This window comes from Geodermatophilus sp. SYSU D00691, from assembly GCF_054050275.1.
The window spans coordinates 31,420-47,029 of the sequence record NZ_JBJGYZ010000028.1 but is presented as its reverse complement, the minus strand read 5'-3'; the positions used below and the strand labels follow the sequence as shown (position 1 = coordinate 47,029).

15 protein-coding genes and 1 other annotated feature are annotated in these 15,610 nt (G+C 67.2%); of the genes, 7 read left to right on the top strand and 8 right to left on the bottom strand.

Features of this window, described 5'->3' with window-relative positions; translation table 11 throughout:
• The first annotated feature begins 69 nt into the window (after nucleotides 1-69).
• Both ACI797_RS19200 and ACI797_RS19195 read left to right on the top strand, forming a co-directional pair.
• Nucleotides 70-930, top strand: coding sequence for a hypothetical protein (locus ACI797_RS19200; RefSeq protein WP_456860408.1), 861 nt, complete (start codon nucleotides 70-72; stop codon nucleotides 928-930).
• Complete coding sequence (locus ACI797_RS19195) at nucleotides 927-1,487, top strand: hypothetical protein (protein ID WP_456860406.1); 561 nt, start codon at nucleotides 927-929, stop codon at nucleotides 1,485-1,487. The genes ACI797_RS19200 and ACI797_RS19195 overlap by 4 nt, the downstream gene beginning before the upstream one ends.
• 56 nt (nucleotides 1,488-1,543) lie before the next feature.
• Here ACI797_RS19195 and ACI797_RS19190 read toward each other — a convergent pair whose 3' ends face one another.
• Both ACI797_RS19190 and ACI797_RS19185 read right to left on the bottom strand, forming a co-directional pair.
• Nucleotides 1,544-1,900, bottom strand: coding sequence for a hypothetical protein (locus tag ACI797_RS19190; protein ID WP_456860404.1), 357 nt, complete (start codon nucleotides 1,898-1,900; stop codon nucleotides 1,544-1,546).
• On the bottom strand, nucleotides 1,848-3,266 hold the full coding sequence (locus ACI797_RS19185; RefSeq protein ID WP_456860402.1) for a hypothetical protein: 1,419 nt from the start codon (nucleotides 3,264-3,266) through the stop codon (nucleotides 1,848-1,850). Before ACI797_RS19185 ends, ACI797_RS19190 begins: the two co-directional genes overlap by 53 nt.
• A 751-nt stretch (nucleotides 3,267-4,017) precedes the next feature.
• Here ACI797_RS19185 and ACI797_RS19180 point away from each other — a divergent pair.
• Nucleotides 4,018-4,848, top strand: a complete 831-nt coding sequence (locus tag ACI797_RS19180; RefSeq protein WP_456860400.1) for a TIGR02391 family protein — start codon at nucleotides 4,018-4,020, stop codon at nucleotides 4,846-4,848.
• A gap of 21 nt (nucleotides 4,849-4,869) precedes the next feature.
• Here ACI797_RS19180 and ACI797_RS19175 read toward each other — a convergent pair whose 3' ends face one another.
• From ACI797_RS19175 to ACI797_RS19160, 4 genes are all read right to left on the bottom strand, one after another.
• A complete protein-coding gene (locus tag ACI797_RS19175) occupies nucleotides 4,870-5,130 on the bottom strand; it encodes a hypothetical protein (protein ID WP_456860398.1) in 261 nt (86 codons plus the stop codon).
• A gap of 880 nt (nucleotides 5,131-6,010) precedes the next feature.
• A complete protein-coding gene (locus ACI797_RS19170) occupies nucleotides 6,011-7,669 on the bottom strand; it encodes a hypothetical protein (protein ID WP_456860396.1) in 1,659 nt (552 codons plus the stop codon).
• A gap of 45 nt (nucleotides 7,670-7,714) precedes the next feature.
• Nucleotides 7,715-7,867 (bottom strand): hypothetical protein, encoded by a 153-nt coding sequence (locus ACI797_RS19165; protein WP_456860394.1) that lies wholly within the window; start codon nucleotides 7,865-7,867, stop codon nucleotides 7,715-7,717.
• A gap of 374 nt (nucleotides 7,868-8,241) precedes the next feature.
• Nucleotides 8,242-9,006: an LAGLIDADG family homing endonuclease gene (locus ACI797_RS19160; RefSeq protein WP_456860392.1), complete on the bottom strand. Its 765-nt coding sequence runs from the start codon at nucleotides 9,004-9,006 to the stop codon at nucleotides 8,242-8,244.
• Between the two features lie 289 nt (nucleotides 9,007-9,295).
• Here ACI797_RS19160 and ACI797_RS19155 point away from each other — a divergent pair, with 289 nt between their 5' ends.
• Entirely contained in the window at nucleotides 9,296-10,243 is a 948-nt protein-coding gene (locus ACI797_RS19155; protein ID WP_456860390.1) for an IS481 family transposase, read from the top strand.
• Nucleotides 10,244-10,249: 6 nt separating this feature from the next.
• Here ACI797_RS19155 and ACI797_RS19150 read toward each other — a convergent pair whose 3' ends face one another.
• Nucleotides 10,250-11,710, bottom strand: coding sequence for a hypothetical protein (locus tag ACI797_RS19150; RefSeq protein WP_456860388.1), 1,461 nt, complete (start codon nucleotides 11,708-11,710; stop codon nucleotides 10,250-10,252).
• A 782-nt stretch (nucleotides 11,711-12,492) separates the two neighbouring features.
• On the opposite strand from ACI797_RS19150, the gene ACI797_RS19145 reads away from it, so the two are divergent.
• The 3 genes from ACI797_RS19145 (at nucleotide 12,493) to ACI797_RS19135 (ending at nucleotide 14,599) form a co-directional block, all read left to right on the top strand.
• A complete protein-coding gene (locus ACI797_RS19145) occupies nucleotides 12,493-13,299 on the top strand; it encodes a phospholipid scramblase-related protein (RefSeq protein ID WP_456860386.1) in 807 nt (268 codons plus the stop codon).
• A 364-nt stretch (nucleotides 13,300-13,663) separates the two neighbouring features.
• Nucleotides 13,664-13,990 carry a transposase gene (locus tag ACI797_RS19140; protein ID WP_456860384.1) on the top strand — a complete coding sequence of 109 codons (327 nt, stop codon included), beginning with the start codon at nucleotides 13,664-13,666 and terminating at the stop codon, nucleotides 13,988-13,990.
• Nucleotides 13,948-14,076: a sequence feature (AL1L pseudoknot), on the top strand. Its footprint overlaps the gene before it by 43 nt.
• Before the next feature lie 10 nt (nucleotides 14,077-14,086).
• Nucleotides 14,087-14,599, top strand: coding sequence for a hypothetical protein (locus ACI797_RS19135; protein WP_456860382.1), 513 nt, complete (start codon nucleotides 14,087-14,089; stop codon nucleotides 14,597-14,599).
• Nucleotides 14,600-14,606: 7 nt separating this feature from the next.
• Here ACI797_RS19135 and ACI797_RS19130 read toward each other — a convergent pair whose 3' ends face one another.
• Entirely contained in the window at nucleotides 14,607-14,774 is a 168-nt protein-coding gene (locus tag ACI797_RS19130; protein WP_456860380.1) for an Lsr2 family DNA-binding protein, read from the bottom strand.
• Nucleotides 14,775-15,610 lie beyond the last annotated feature (836 nt).

Below are 15,610 nucleotides of genomic sequence, written 5' to 3'. Positions count from 1 at the left end.
CGACGATGACGGCTCCCCATTGCAAGGAGGCGCTTCTGGATGACCGCGAGGACTACGCCCGGACCGCGTGTGTTCGTCTCCGCGCCCTACGACACCTCGCTCGGGCCGCTGTTGGACGGTTTGCGGCGGGCGGGCGTCGACGCGTACGTGACATCCGACACCGCGGTCCTCGGCGCCGACCTCATCGAGACCGTGCGGTCGGCGATTGATGCTGCGGACCTCGTGCTCGTCGTGCTGACGAGCCGGGCGTCCCTAACCCCCGTCTTTGAGGCCGGCATGGCGACAGCGCTCGGCAAGCAGGTGCTGATGGTCGCGGACCCTGACGTGGCCCTGCCCGTGGACCTTGGCAGCGTCGTCGTCGTCCAGACGCGGCTCGACGATCCGGAGCCCGTCGTCGCGGCTGTTCAGGAGGTGGCTCGACGCGAGCCACGCGGCGTTCACCCACGGCCGCCCGCGACAGGACGCGCGCTCGATGCGGGCACCGCCGAGCGCCTCGTCCACCGACTCGAATCAGAAGACCTGAGCGGGCGCGGCGCAGTGGAACTGCTCCTGGAGGCCATCAACGGCACGGGTGCAGTCGCTGTGGAAGCCGACTTGCATGACAGGGGCTGGGACATTGGCGTGTGGTCCGACGACCTGGCGTCGATCGGCGCGAACCCTCTGGTCGTCGAGATCAAACCCGGACTGGTCCAAGACGCCGTCCGCCAACTCCACGCCGCGCTCGCGGCCCAGCACAGTGCGCGTCTCGGACTGCTCGTCTACCTCACCGAGTCGTCGGCCGACGCCCTGCGAGGGGACACCGCAGCAGAGTGGTTTCCCGTCCTTGCGATTTCGCTTCGAGACCTGCTTGAGCAGTTGCAGTCCACGAGCTTCGCCGGCGTCATCCAACACTTGCGCAATCGTGCGGTCCACGGGTTGCCGGCTCGATGACGGCCATCGATCGCGGGCACGTCGCGGCCCTTCTCGCTGCGGGGGATGCGGCGACGACAACGACCGAGCGCGGCCGGGCGCTTGAAGAAGTCATCGTGCATGTCTTCGGCTCGGTGCCCGGTGTCGTCCTGTCGGCGCGCAACGTCCTCAATGCATTCCACTCGGAGGAGATCGACGTCGCCTTCTGGAACGACTGCGATCCGGCGGGCCTACGACTCTTCGATCACATCCTCCTCGTCGAGTGCAAGAACTGGCGCACCGCAGTCGGCAGCGACGAGCTCATGGTGTTCGACCGCAAGCTCATCAGCCGGGGACGTCCCATGGGGATCTTCGTAGCGGCGGCCGGGATCACGGGCGACCCGGAGAAGCGCCTCAATGCTCACCGCGTCCTTGCTGAGGCACTTGCGCAGAACCGGGAGATCATTGTCGTCACCCGTCGCGAGATCGAAGGTCTCGTCGACACCGACGAACTGGTGCTGTTGCTCAAAAGGAAGCGAGCTCAGCTTGTCGCCTCGCAGACCATATTCGAGGTGTCCGCGGAGGCCGGACGCGTGTAGCGGCTGGGGCACTGCGCGCGTAAGCGGGTGTGGACCTGCGGTCGTCCGTCCGCGCGTTACGCGCGCGCGCTCTCGTAGTCGCCCCTGGCGATCATGATCTGATCATCGATCCGGAACGCCTCGTCGAGGAGGTCTTCTCGGTCGGGAGGACGGCTGACATCCGCCACGTCGAGAAGCGTGTCGAGGACCTCGAGCACCTCTGCCGAATCCGGGCCGAAACGGTGACGCGTTTCCTCGAGCAACTGGCGCGTCCGTCGTTCCGCCTCAACTACTTTCCCGACCGTCACCTGAGCCTTGGCCCAGTTGAGGTGTGCTCTGAACCAGCCGTGCGCCCATGGCCGCAGCGACGAGCACGCCCGGCTAAAGAAACTCCTCAGCTTGCTCTGCGTAACCGCGATCAGGTACGCGTTCATGCTGGTCGCGGAGGAACATCGCGTAGTCGTTCATCACTTCGGCGTGAACCTGCTCGATTTCGCGGACGAGCCAGTCGAACTTCGCCTCAGCCTCGTCCCACTGGCCGTCTCGTTCCAGTGCATTCGCCTCGGCGAGGTGCGTTCCGATGAGAACCGGATCATCGCGGGCAAGCGTTCGCTTCCGTTCCTCGAGTGCGGCCGCGGTTAGTTCGACACGTTCAGCAGGACTCGCCACCGCCGACAAGTTGACGAGCGTCGCAGAGTACGTCTCCGGATCGGGGATATCCGCGAGTTGCAGCAGTCTCACCGCTCGACGTCCGAGGCGCGTTGATAGGTCCGAGTCCATCACCTTGAACCGCGCATACACGCTCGCGAGATTCGCAAGTTGTCCGATGGGGTCGAAATGCTTCTTGGGCCGTTCCTCCAGCTCGGCATCGTTGACGAGCGCGATGACGTGGGGAAGCAGCCAGGCCCACGTTCCCCACTCGGCCGGGTCCTCTGGCGACTCCGGCGCGACCCGCAGCAGCCAGCGCAGGCCTGAGAATCGTGACTGCGCGAGCTCCGTTGGGGCGAACAGGCTGTTCGCGAGAAGACGGACAGGCCCTCTCAGCTTCACGGTCCGCTCGTCGTAGTCGCGCCGCGTTTCGAGCATCCCCAGGGATTCGAGCGCGCGGGAGGCCTGCAGGATGGGTCTCCCGGTCTGGCGCACTGCCGCCCGCACGTCCGCCAGCAAGGGACCTCGGGTCTCCAGTGCCTCGAAGGCCGCCACCGGTACCGGCTCATCGGGCAGGCCGATCAGCTGCAGGAGGAGAGTCCGCTCGAGTGTGGGCTTCTGGAGCAGCGGACGCGCCCGCGCGAACGTGCTGGCAGCGGCGATGGCGGGGTCGTCAAGGTCGACCGTCGACGAGGCCGTCACGGCGGCGACGAGTGCTTCCACCGCGGCGTACGACGCGTGCGCCGGCGACACCTTGTACAAGCCCATGCGGTAGCGGATCTCGTCGATCGTGTCACCCCGGTCTTGGCGTCCGCTCGCGATAGGGACGTCGCGAAGCTTCGTACCGGTTGCCACGTAGGTCACCCAGTCATCGAGGGCGTCCTGCGAGGCCGGGTCCGTCGTCCGTGCCCTCACCTCCGCCACCGTCGCGACGAGCCAGTCGCGGACGGCTCGGCCCCGCTCCTCACCGGCGCGGCGCGTCGACATCGCGAGGAAGGCGGGTTCCTCAGCCAACTGCATCAGTGCTGCCCGGGCGGAGGGTCCCCGGCCTGTTGCCTTGTGGGCGGCGATGAGCGAGGGCTTGACGAGCCGGATCCAGTACTCCTCAACGGCGTGCGCGTCGCCCAGCTCATGCGTAACGGTCGCGGCCACATTCCCGCTGTACCCACTGCCATTCCCACTACTCGGCTGGTCGGCTGGGCGCAGCGTCGAGATGAGGGGACGGAGTCCATGGTCAAGGGAGCGGGTATGGCCGGACGAGGCTGCGTGCTCGTCGCGCTGGTAGCCAGCCTCCGCGAGTTGCCGACTGCGTTGGCCGTGGCCGGGCTTGCCGTGGTCTTGGTCGCCATCACGCTCAACGCTGTGGTGGCTTTCGCGCGTACGCCGGGCGGACGCTCGGTTTTCAAGGCGGTGGGGCGGCGCATCGCGCCGCCGCCGGCTGCCCGAGCCAGTGTGCGCCGCCGCACGAGGGCGTCTCGGCGACAGCGTCAGACCAACCGCTCCGCCCGGTAACCCGACACGGGGAGGTGACGGCCGAGACGACGACCGACGGCCTTGAGGGGAGCGGCCTCGACGGCGCCGCAGGCGTGTTCTGGATCGACGGGGGCCCCAGGGTGTGCCGAAGGCGCATCCCGGCAGGAACGCGGCAGCGCCCTTCCGGCGATCCGCTGCAGTCGACGCGCTGTTGCCGCCGGGATCGACACCACGACGAGGCGCGGTTGTCGGTCGCGGGGAGACTTGTAGCTGGCGCCGCTCTCCTCGGCGTCGCGTCGGTTCTTCGTCCAGGCCGATAAGTCGCGTCGATGCGGAGCTGTCGACGCCGCGAGCCGGTGGAGTCCCACCGGTTGGGGCGGCGCGTGAATGTCGCATCGGCCACCACGGCGGCCGTCCTTACGCTGGCGGGGTGGAGGCAGAACGGGACCCAAACTATCTGAAGGCTTTGGCCGAGGCGGTGACGGACTTCCGGGACGCGCTGTCCGACCTACTCGAGCTGTACACCGAGTTCGGCACGAGGACGGCCCGCGGCGTCGCGCCCTCCGTGGTCCCGCGGGAGGCATCCGACCCACAGGAGATCAAGCGGCGAAAGTCTCGCGTCTCGCGTGCCGCGGGCCGCGCCAGCGAGGCAACGAAGCTGACCAACGCGTTCATCCACGCCCACGGACACGGCCTGATCGACCCCATTGCGGCATGGCTGAACATGACGCAGCCGAAGCCGCTCCTGGAGCCCGACGACGTCTTTACTGCCTGCGATTCCATTCTGGGTCGGCTCGACGCGATGATGCTCCGCGCTCAGTCAGAAGCTCCGCCCCGCACTGGTCCTGCCGGGATGCACCCGTTGGTCTGGGGAGCTGCACGACGGCTGTGGCTCGACGGCCACATCCGTCAGGCCGTCACCGGCGCGTGCGAGGCGTTGATTGGCCAGGTGAAGGTGGTGACCGGTCGGAACGACGTGGCGGAGACGTCGCTATGGCAGCAGGTCTTCTCGAAAGACGCTCCCGAGCCCGGGAAGCCGCGCCTGCGCTGGCCAGGGCCGCCGACGGATCAGACCGTGAAGACGATGAACGACGGCCTGCGGCAGTACGCACCCGGCGTGCAGCTGTTGATTCGCAACCCGGCGGTCCACACGACCGTCGAGATGACCGAGCAGGAAGGGCTGGAGCAGTTGGCGGCACTCAGCCTGCTGGCCCGGTGGATGGAGAACTGCACACTGGACGAGGCGCCGGCATCAACTTGACTGTCGAATCGCCTCACACAGTCACGTCGATTGGGCGTCGACGCGGTCGAGTAGGGGCTGAACGTCGTCGTGTGTCACGGCGATGAACTCGGCAATGTGGTCCCAGCAGTGCAGGAACGAGACCAGGGCCAGATACGCCAGCCGGGCCGGGTATGTCGCGTCCCCAATCTCGAAGCGAGGGGCACCGGTCGCCGTGACCTCAGTCAGTTCCGCCAGCGCAGACGGAGTAGGGTGGCTGGCGTTGCTCAACCAATCGTGTGCGCCGCCGGCCTTCCAATGCACGCCGAAGGTCCTCTCATACGCAAGGGCCTGCTCGGAGGCCGGGGAGCCGCTGGCCGACGAACACCAACTCTCCGTTAGGAAGCTCCTCGATTTCGCTCGGGTAGAACTTGGCGGGCAGGGTGACTCGCGCAGCGTCCTAAGAGCGGCGCCCCACTTAGGGGCACTGTCGTAACCGAGGCTGAGTGACACGGGCTTCGTCCGAGTTACGTCCTCCACTTGCACCGCGCAACGCGCGCTGCCCGGATACGAACCGGCAACATTGCTTCTCGCCGGACGGTCGCTGGTGGCAGCGGCTCGAGCACCTAGGCGATACGGCAGCACGCCTCGAAGGAGGCGCGCACCAGCGGCGCCAACGGCGCGATGACGTGCCGGCTCAACAAGAGTCCCCGAACGCCTCCCAGGTACTGCGCGGCCAAACTTAGGAAGGGGCTCGAAATCGCGAGAGCCCTTGTCGCATCGCTTCCGTCCCATGGGCCTCCTGGCCCGTACCGGCGGCTCAGGAGTCGTTTCTCGTACTCGTACGGCGATCGCTCGGCCGGCCGCCAGCGGGTGTCCTCCATCCAAGACCAGAACGCATTCAAAGCGTCGTCAATAAGCTGCGCGTATGCATCTAGGACAGCGGCATCTCCAGGGTCCACATGGGGACCGGAGCGGGGACTGGCCATAGGAGATATGAGACCAGGGTGGGTGTACGTCTTCGGCCGCTGGACATAGTTCGCCGGACGGGACGGCGGCGCTGCCGGCGTTCGGAAGTTGCTCACGTCGAGTCTTGCGTCGGTGCCAATCGCTGCGTGAACCGTCACGCGTTGCTCGCGCCAATCGTTGTGTCTGCCGGAAGTTGCTCGTGCCACAGCAATGCCGTGGTGCAAGGGGTCGGGGATCAGCCCACGTCGAGGATGCGGTACTGCGGGCCGGGATCCTCGACCGCGCGGATCAGGAAAATGCCGGCGTCCTCCTGGCTGGCGAAGGTGGCGACCACCGCGGCGCCACCGTGAGCGGCGGCCTCGATCTCCGCGCGGTTGGTGAGGACGACGTTCGGCGCCCAGATGGCCAGCCCGGGGACGTCGTAGCGGACGCCGTCGAGCGTGACGGCGACAGCGTTCTCCGTGCCGTACAGGACGCCGGGCTGATCCGGGACCGAGCCGAGGAAGTCGCGGATGGCCCCGGGCTGGAGCTCGACGGCGAGCCCCGTGTACCGGAGTCGGGCGCGCTCCCCGGTGAGTGCTCGGGCGACGTCGATCAGGTCGCGGAACTCGTCGTCCGACAGGGGCTCGGCCGGGACGGGCACGAGGGTTCCTAGGTGGTCCTGCATGAGCTCGAGCGCGGCGACGATGTGGTGCAGGTACGCCATGCCCTCGGGTCCCCCTCCGTCGACGGTGAACGTCGCACGGGTGACCGGGCCGACGCGGAAGTGCAGGTTGTCTCCGGCCTGAAGGGTCCCGAGGAGCCGAACTGCGGGCAGCACCTCGTGAGGGTGCGCCCCGGCCGTCGGCTTGAGGTTCAGCGTGAGTCGGCCGCTGACATCGTCCTCGTTGGCCTCCATCTCGAACTGGCCTTCGAGGAGCCCGCTTGAGTCGACGCCGGTCAAGGTCTGGCCGTGCGACCCGCCGACGCGTGCGGTGAAGGTGAACGGCACGGACGGGCCGCCGTCCCGACCGGGTCGCTCGAGGACCAGGGAGCCGCGCATCGGCAGGCCGGAGGTGTCCGGGATGCTGATCAGCCGCAGGCGCGACACCTGCTGCACGGGCTCGCCGAGCAGACGCTGCGTAGCCTCGGAGGCGGCGGCGACCCGCACTGCCTCGATGAACCGCCCGGGTACCTCCACATCGCCGCCGAGCCGCAGAACTCGGTCGAGATGCTCGGACGTGCGCTGCGCGTCGGGGTCATCAGCCGGGAAGGAGAAGAGCGGCGTGAACTCCACCGGGTCCTCGCTGGCCGCCTCGGGCCGCTGCGGAGTGAGGATCTGGCCCGGTCCCCACGGGGTATCGCCGAAGTGCCACTTCCAGTACGGCGAGATGTCCTCCCCGAGCCGCAGCAGCCGGTCCATCCGCTGTGTCAGGTCGGCACCGGAGGTGAGCGCGGAGCGCTCCATCTCGTGGTGTCGTGCGCGACGGAGGAGCTTGTACTCGGGTCCCTCGACGTAGCCGATCAAGCTCTCCCGGCCGGCGACCTGCCCGTCGAGCCAGTCGCGGCCGTACCACTCCAGCTCGACGCCGGGGAACTTCCCGCGGAGACCCTCGAACCATGCGTACTCGGCCGGCGTGGGGTTGCGCGGGATGACGAGCACCCACTTTCGCGGGTTGTGCAGGTCCACGGCGCGCTGGCAGGACTGGGTGATCTGGCGCTTCTGGCTGCTGGTCAGCGGCTTGGTGAAGGACTTGACCTCGAAAATGGTCAGCCCCTCGGGGCTGTCGCGGCGCAGGTCCTGGGCGAGGTCACCGCCGCTGCCGTCGATGCTGGTCGCACCGCACGCGTCGCGCACGAGGATCTGCGCGACGCGCTCGACCTTGCCGGGATCCAGCCCCTCCCAATCCAGCACGTACCCAGTATCCGGGGGGGCGGTGACGACTCCGTCGTCAGGCGGTCACCACAGAAGCAGGGTGCCGTCGGCCTCCGACGGGCTGGCGGAGCCGATCGTCGCCACGAAGTTGTCCTCGACCCGCAGCGCGACGCACGCAGGCGGCAGCGCCGGGACGTCCCCTGTCGTCGGCGTCGCCAGCTCGCTGTCGCTCGGCACCGGGGCGTCGAGCGGGACCGGCAGGTCGCCGGACCATGCCGCGGGCTCTGGTCGCGTCCCGCCCGCACAACCTCTTCCCGGACGGGACCGGTGACCTCGACGTGGATCCCCCGCGTGCGCGCCCAGGCGCGCACCAGGGCCGGTGACGGCGTGGAGAATGCCCGCGCGTCGCACAACGGAACCAGGCCCCGCCCGGCGAGGAACTGGCCGTCGGCGTCGGCGAGCACGATCTCGCGCGTCGTCACCGGCCCGATCGCCTCCCCGCGGTGGACAAACTCGAGCCTGGAGCGGCGGCTGCGGTGCAGCCGCTGCCGGTCGTGCTTGCGGACGAGTCGGAACACGGGGGTCTGTGGCGGCGCCCAGAAGGACACCTTTCAGCAGGGTCCGTGGTCGACCCCGTTCAGCCGAGCGCGGGACGTGTGCATCCGGGCCTTCAGGCCGAGTGCCCGGGCCAGCTCGAGCGCGGCGTCGGCCAACGGCCGCAGCGTGGAGGCGAACATGGCCTGGCCCTCTCGGCTGATCGTGCCGTCGGTGTCCATCAGGCCCTGGAAGAGCGCGAGCCGCTGCTGGTGCGATCCGCGGAGATAGGCGGCCGGGACGCGCTTGTTGCCGAACAGGCCGTTCTCACGGAGCGGCCGGTGGAGGCCGTTCACGCCCCAGCGGTTGCCGCGCGGGTCCTTGCGCATCACCGTGGCGAACCCGGCCGCGTGGAACTGGCCGCGGATGAACTCGCGGTCATCGTCGCCGCTGGTCATGCCAGCCTGGCCGATGTCCCCGTCCCCGAGCCAGGCGCCGAGCACGTACGGCTCGATCGGCAGGTCCGCGTCCGGCAGCTGCAGCGGCTCGGTGATCGGCACGCAGTAGATCGGGCGCTCGTCGGCGCCCTCGGTGACCCTGCGGGCGAGAAACTCCGTGGTGAGCCGGCCGCCACGGCGGTCACCGCGTGCCCCCGTCGGCCACCACTGCCCGCGTCCCACGTCGAAGTGCTCGCCGGAGGCAAGGGTCACCAGGAAGCCTTCCACGTCGAACGGGGCAGACACGGCCGCCATGGTGACCGGCCGCCCGGTGGGGGTCAGCGGAGCGTCGCCGGCGCGCAGGTCGCCGAGGGTCGTCCAGCCCGTCGGGGTCGGCAGCAGCACGTCGGCAGCGAAGCACTCCCCACAGACAGCTCGCGCTCGTCAGCAGCCGGCTGCTACGGCACGGCAGCTTGGAGACGGACTGCGCCGGTAGCCGAGCGGCTCATCACGCGCGGGGGCTGTACCTCGGTTGCCTGCACTGACCCGGTACGAACAGGCTGCTCCCCAACAACGGACGCATGGGCTAGGTGTACTGACCACGGACGTTGGTGACGGCGTCCGGTGACATGAGGAAGACCTCCGGGTGAGGTGTGGAGCTGTCTAGGAACCGCTCCTCAGCCCGGAGGTCTTCGTGTCCCACGCTAATGCCACCCTGACCCCGCGTGGCCGGCTTCTGCTGGCCCGCTGCGTCGTCGAGCAGGGCTGGACCCTCCGGCGGGCAGCCGAGCGGTTCCAAGCCTCGGCGACCACCGCCGCGCGCTGGGCGGGTCGGTACCGCCAGGACGGGGCGGCGGGGATGCGCGACCGATCGAGCCGGCCGCACCGCACTCCGCGGCGCACGCCGACCCGGCTGGAACGGCGGATCATCAAGGTCAGGGTGATCCGGCGGTGGGGTCCCGCGCGCATCGGCTTCCTGCTCGGGGTGCACCCCTCGACGGTGTACCGGGTGCTCTCCCGCTACGGCCTGGCCCGGCTGACCTGGTTGGACCGGGCAACCGGGCGGGTGGTGCGCCGCTATGAGCACCCCCGGCCCGGGGACCTGGTGCACGTCGACGTCAAGAAGCTCGGCCGCATCCCTGACGGTGGCGGCTGGCACGTCCACGGCCGTGCTGCCCGCCCCGGTCGCAAGCGCGGGCAGGGCTACTCCTACCTGCACACCGCCATCGACGATCACTCCCGGCTGGCCTACTCCGAACTGCTGACCGACGAGCGCAAGGACACCGCCGCAGCCTTCTGGACCCGGGCCCACGCCTACTTCGCCAGTTGCGGCATCACCGTCCGCCGCGTCCTGACCGACAACGGCAGCTGCTACCGATCGAGCGCCTTCGCCGCAGCGCTGGGCGACATCGGGCACAAGCGCACCCGCCCCTACCGGCCGGCCACCAACGGCAAGGTCGAACGCTTCCACCGGACGCTGCTCGAGGAATGGGCCTACGCGCGGCCCTACGTGAGCAACTCACAACGCGAAGCGGCCTACCCCGAATGGCTGCACCGCTATAACCATCACCGCGGCCACACCGCACTCGGAGGCCAACCCCCAGCCAGCCGCGTCACCAACCTGACAGGGCAGTACAGCTAGGCCGCCTCACCTGTGTCGACGCCACCAGCGGGGCGTGCGGTCTACCGATTGCGTCGCAGGGGTGATCGGTTCGCCATCCGGTGTGTCACCAAGGGGAGGATCTTCACTGAAGATCGCGTTGCGAATTGCGTCGTAGTCACCCTGGCGCCAGGCATGAAATAGGTCAAGCGTTGTCAGCACCGGGATGGAAAGAGTCCTAACGAACTCCGAGCGTGAGTAGGCCGAAGTGGACCGGTCGAGCGGATGAGTGCTTGTTTGGTGGTTGATGACGAGCAGAATCCCGTCCACAACGATATCCGGTCTCAAAGCAGGCCAAGTGGCGAGGTGCTTCTTCGCCGAATCCACCAATCGTTCTGAAGGATTCCCACCAGCGCTCTTCACTTCGATCATGCGGACGCGGTTGGCGTAGGCGACCAGTAGGTCGGCACTTGCTGGGCGGCCAAGCACCTCATCGAGCGAAGATACGCTAATCCCAGCGTCTGCAAGGGCCCGCGATACGGCAGCCTCGAGTTGCTTCCCCGAGCCGAACAACAGGTCGTGTCGCAGGGCGTCGGCCGATGCGCGGGCCTCACGCAGATCATTCTCAAGCTCTCCGCGCCGAGCCTTGTATTCCTCGTCCAACTGGATTAGCGCAGCGTGCGCTGATGCTTCTGCCACGGTTTGCAGATCAGGTTCATCGCCGATCCTGGCGTGGAGGCGTCGCGAAGCGGAGGGAATGAACTCGGGGATCGCCCGCTTGGCAAGCCAGTCCAAGACTGGGATCCAGGCAGGAAGCCACGGAATGATGTAGTGGCGGACAGTCTGGTCCGGTGATGTCCAGACGGCGGCGACAATCTCGCCAGCTGCACTTACCAAGAGTGGTCGCAACGACCCGGTCGGGCTAACAATCTGGCTAGCCGCTCGACCGCCATAATGAACCTCGTTACCGCGGAGATGTAGCGACCACCATGGCAGGGAAGGGTCGCGGATACTCCCTAGCCGAAGGGCCAGGTCGCGGTCGGCTGGCCCCAAATCCTCGGCGGGTGCGGGGGCTACCGCAAGAGCAAGACGAGGACCGCCCACACTGATAAGGCTCATAGCGGCCGCTGGCAAAGAGATGGACGCTGACGGTCCAAAGGGGGAAATGACCTGAGGTTCCTCTGGCGTCCCTATCATCGAGAGCGCCAGCGCGACCTCACCACGCTTCGCTGCTCCTGCGGTGAAACGGTGCCACTCCTCGGCTCCGCGGTTCGCGAACAGGCCTGGCTCGATTGCAGCTATTGCGCCGCTGCTGTCTTCTCCGATCCACCGAGGGGTCAGCTCCAACGACTCCCACGAGATGGTCTCGGACGTGATGGGCGGCCTCTGCTCATGGCCGCCGACGACGCGGCGCGCATGCTCGCCCAGTTGATCCAGCTCGTCCCATCGGTGAGGTGGCAGGTGGCCGATGTGCACGTCCCACGACGACACGCCTGCCGCACTGCCCATACGCGAAGGATAGTGAGCTGCTGTCGCGGATGACGCGAGTCACCTTCGTGCACGAACCGTCATGCCCGGCCGGCGGCGTGGATAGTTACAGCCGTTGCAGTCGGGTCTCGGGTAATCATCACCCGGATACGCCGTCCTTCTCCGCCGTCGTGATCTACAGCAGGGCAGCAGCCGAACGCCTCGGCGTTCCGCACGAGAAGATCGTTAGGCGGATCGCCGCGCGGCATCACCTTTGATACCCCGACCGAAGACGGACCGCGGTGACCAGCACGGTGAAGTGGCAGCGTGACCTATCCGTAGTCACGGTCGGCGCGACGGGGGCCCGTTCAGCGCCCCTGACCTAGGCCGACCCACGCTCATGGTGTGACCTATTCATGACCTATCCATCGGAAAACAGGGGTCATGAGGGGTCAGAATCGGGGCTTTCAGAGAGTCCTCCAGGACTCCTCCAGTATGCCTAACAGGCCGTCCGACCTGGGGCTTTGCATGGAGCGGGTGACCGGGATCGAACCGGCATGGCCAGCTTGGAAGGCTTGGGCGCGCAGCCTCCATAATCGCTGGTCACAGACGAGTTGGCTCGGCGCCGTGCCTTGAGCGTGCCTTTCCCGAGCAATTTCTTGCCGCGCGTAGGAAGGCGGTGCCGTGGCGGCGCATTCTGCTCGGCCCGACGGTCCGACCACCACGCGCCCGAAAGGCAGCGCCCGATGCGTCGATCGAGCTTGCCGGAGTCTGTGCGTCAGCGCTGTTAGCCTCCCGCGGATGACTGGGCAGCCTACGGCCACTTGGTACCCGACCCGTCGGGCCGCCATGAACTCCGTTTCTGGGACGGCGGCCAGTGGACTCAGCACGTCACATCCCAGGGACATCCGGGCATCGACCTACTGGTCAGCGGCCCGGCGGTGCCCACCGCCGACAAGACGAGCAAGAAGGTCCTGCGAGAGGTGCGCAGAGCCGGTGTCGCCGCCGGTGGTCAGATAGGTGGCGGGACTCTGTTCACCGAACCGGTCCTAGTCGTCAGCCAAAAGGCGAAGCTCCTCGAAATCAATGCCGAGTACGCCGTCTACGACCAGCGCGGCCGGCAGATCGGCGCCGTGAGGGAGGTCGGCCAGAGCTTCATGAAGAAGGCACTCGCCGTCCGACCTGAAGGACAGAGGACGCACCGTCTGCAGGTGGTCGACATGGACGGCCGCGTCGTCATCGCCCTCACCCGGCCAGCGAGGATCGTCAGATCCAAGGTGATCGTCCGCGACGGCGAGGGTGTCCAGATCGGTGAGATTGCGCAGAAGAGCTTCGGCATCATGGGCAAGATCCGCTTCGTCCTGGAAGCCGGGGGCCGAACGGTGGGCTCGATCAATGCCGAGAGCTCGAAGGCGTGGGACTTCAACATCGAGGACACGGCTGGGGACGAAATCGCCAGGATCACCAAGACCTGGGCAGGGCTGGCAAAGGAAATGTTCACCAGGGGCGACAACTACGTCGTGCAGATCCACCGACCTCTGGATGAGCCGCTGCGCTCCCTCGTCATCTCGGCCGCGCTCGCCGTCGACACCGTGCTCGAGCAGGGCGGCGCTCGGCACGGCCGGCTCTGACCGTGACCAGGCGGGAGGGCACCACTTCTCACCAAGTGACCACGACACCTGCTCGGTGGCCCGCGAAGGCGTTTCATGAGCTGGAAATCCAGACATGCCCGAACTGACCTACCTCCCCTGTCGCGGCGGCTTCGAGGTCCGACTGGATGTCGGGCACTACGAGCTCATCGCGCGCGGGACCGGCCCCGACGACGCACATCCGGAGGTGCTCGGCACTCAGGAAACTGGCGAACAACGTCACCCTGGTGGCGCTGGTGCTCGGATACGCCGCAAACGAACTCGGCTTCCGGCGGTCACGGTCCCCCGAGAAGAGTGAACCGCCCCGGGATTGATGGAGGCTTCCAACCCCCGAAGGATGGAAGTCATGGCGGCACCGAGGAAGTACCCCGAGGAGCTGCGTGGGCGGGCGATCCGCTTCGCGGTGGATCTGGTGGAGGGACCGGAGAAGCTGAGCGTCAACGCCGCGTGCAAGCGGGTCGGTGAGCAGCTGGGGATCGTGCCGGACTCGCTGCGGAACTGGGTGCAGCAGGCGCGGATCGACGCCGGCACCGTGCCGGGCCTGAGCACCGATGAGCGGGCGCGGCTGGCCGAGCTGGAACGGGAGAACCGTGAGCTGCGCCGGGCGAACGCGATCCTGAAGAGCGCGTCGGCTTTCTTCGCGGCCGAGCTCGACCGGCCATCCCCGCGCTGATCGGCTACATCGACCAGTATCGCCAGGAGTTCGGAGTCGAGCCGATCTGCCGCGCGCTCACCGAAGCGGGCGCGAAGATCGCTCCGAGCCCCGGCCGTGATCGGCAAGGGTGAGCAGGACCGGCCGCGGCGTCGCCGTCGGCGGGCCACCTACAAGCGACCGCACGGAGTGCGGCACCTGCTCGCCGGCTACGACCTGTCCACCGATCGGCTCTACGGCCACGTCAAGACCCGCAAGGGCCGCACCGAGTTCCTCGCCTTCTGCCACTACCTGCGCTCGCTGTACCCGGCCGAGGTGCGGATCGCGATCGTGCTGGACAACTTCAGTCCGCACCTGTCGACCCAGACCGACGCCCGGGTCGGCGTGGGCGGCGGCGAACAACGTCGAGCTGGCTATGTGCCGTTCTACGGCTCCTGGCTCAACCGGATCGAGGCCCAGTTCACCGCGCTGCGTTACTTCGCTCTCGACGGCACCGACCACGAATCCCACCGCGAGCAGGCCAGCATGATCCGCCGCTACATCGCCTGGCGGAACCGGCACGTCACCGACCCCTGCCTCCGAAAGGTCATACGCCGAGCCGAGACCATCAAGAGGGCGAAGGTTGCCTGACCCGGCACTAGTTCCCTGCTGCGCGAAACAGGTCGACGACGCTCTGAGGAATGCGGCCACGCGGGGAGAGCTCGATCTTCTTAGACTTCGCCCACTCACGGACGGCACGCGGGTCGACATCCGTCTTCGTCCGCGACCGCGAACGGCTGCGCGTCGAGGACTGCCGGGCCGACATGGGGCTGTAGGCAGTCAGGCTTCGACTGCGTTCAGCGGGAACTTGAGTCGATGCTATGCCGAATCATTGCACCGACGTCGTCGGCGATAGAAGTTCCGAAATCGACTGGCTTCAACTCTGTGTAGTGCATCTTTCGACGCGACGTCGCAATGTCGAGCATCCGTTGACTCGTGAAGTAGCCCACCGACTCTTTCGGGTTGTCAGTGGCTAGCATGCCATCCGGCCACAAGTAGAGATTCCGCGACTCCGTAGCCAGTCCGCCGTCGCGGTTGTTGACGCTGACCAAGTAAGAGCCGATTATGAAGGCGGGGATTCCATACGTGACGTCGTACTCTCCGGCCTTCCACCATTGCCCGCGGCCCAGTGACTGAGAGCTGACTAGGGCGCAGCCTCGATGCCGATGCTGAGGACATGGTGCCCCGACCGGCGGCGTACCGCGATGGTTCATCCGGACGACGTGGGACTTGTGCGCAGCCGGCTTCTTGGTCCGCAGAACATGCTCAACATGGTCAAGGGCTTTCGCGAACGACGACTTCTCTTTCTGAGCCCTGTTATGAGTTTCTAGCATCGCGCAGTTTGTGCAGCGCCCCGTCTGCTGTTCGAACTGGGGACCGCTAACCATCTCCATGTGGGTGTAGCACATGGGCTTCTTGCACTCAGAACACTTCCAGTCAGTTCGGTTGGTGCATTGAGCGCAGACGTAGTCGGTTACCTCTGCAGGAACGTCGGCGAAGCAGCCGGGACAGACTATTTCGTTGGCCTCCTTCTGGTGTGACCTACAGATCGGACGCTCGCACGTAGCGCACCGGCGCTCCGCGATCACAGCGCATGGCGCT

Bases quoted from the DNA above. Each gene is read 5' to 3' on its own strand.
- ACI797_RS19150 (WP_456860388.1), bottom strand. From the start codon at position 11,710: ATGGGCAGTGCGGCAGGCGTGTCGTCGTGGGACGTGCACATCGGCCAC.
- ACI797_RS19190 (WP_456860404.1), bottom strand. From the start codon at position 1,900: ATGAACGCGTACCTGATCGCGGTTACGCAGAGCAAGCTGAGGAGTTTC.
- ACI797_RS19140 (WP_456860384.1), top strand. From the start codon at position 13,664: ATGGCGGCACCGAGGAAGTACCCCGAGGAGCTGCGTGGGCGGGCGATC.
- ACI797_RS19130 (WP_456860380.1), bottom strand. From the start codon at position 14,774: ATGTCGGCCCGGCAGTCCTCGACGCGCAGCCGTTCGCGGTCGCGGACG.
- ACI797_RS19195 (WP_456860406.1), top strand. From the start codon at position 927: ATGACGGCCATCGATCGCGGGCACGTCGCGGCCCTTCTCGCTGCGGGG.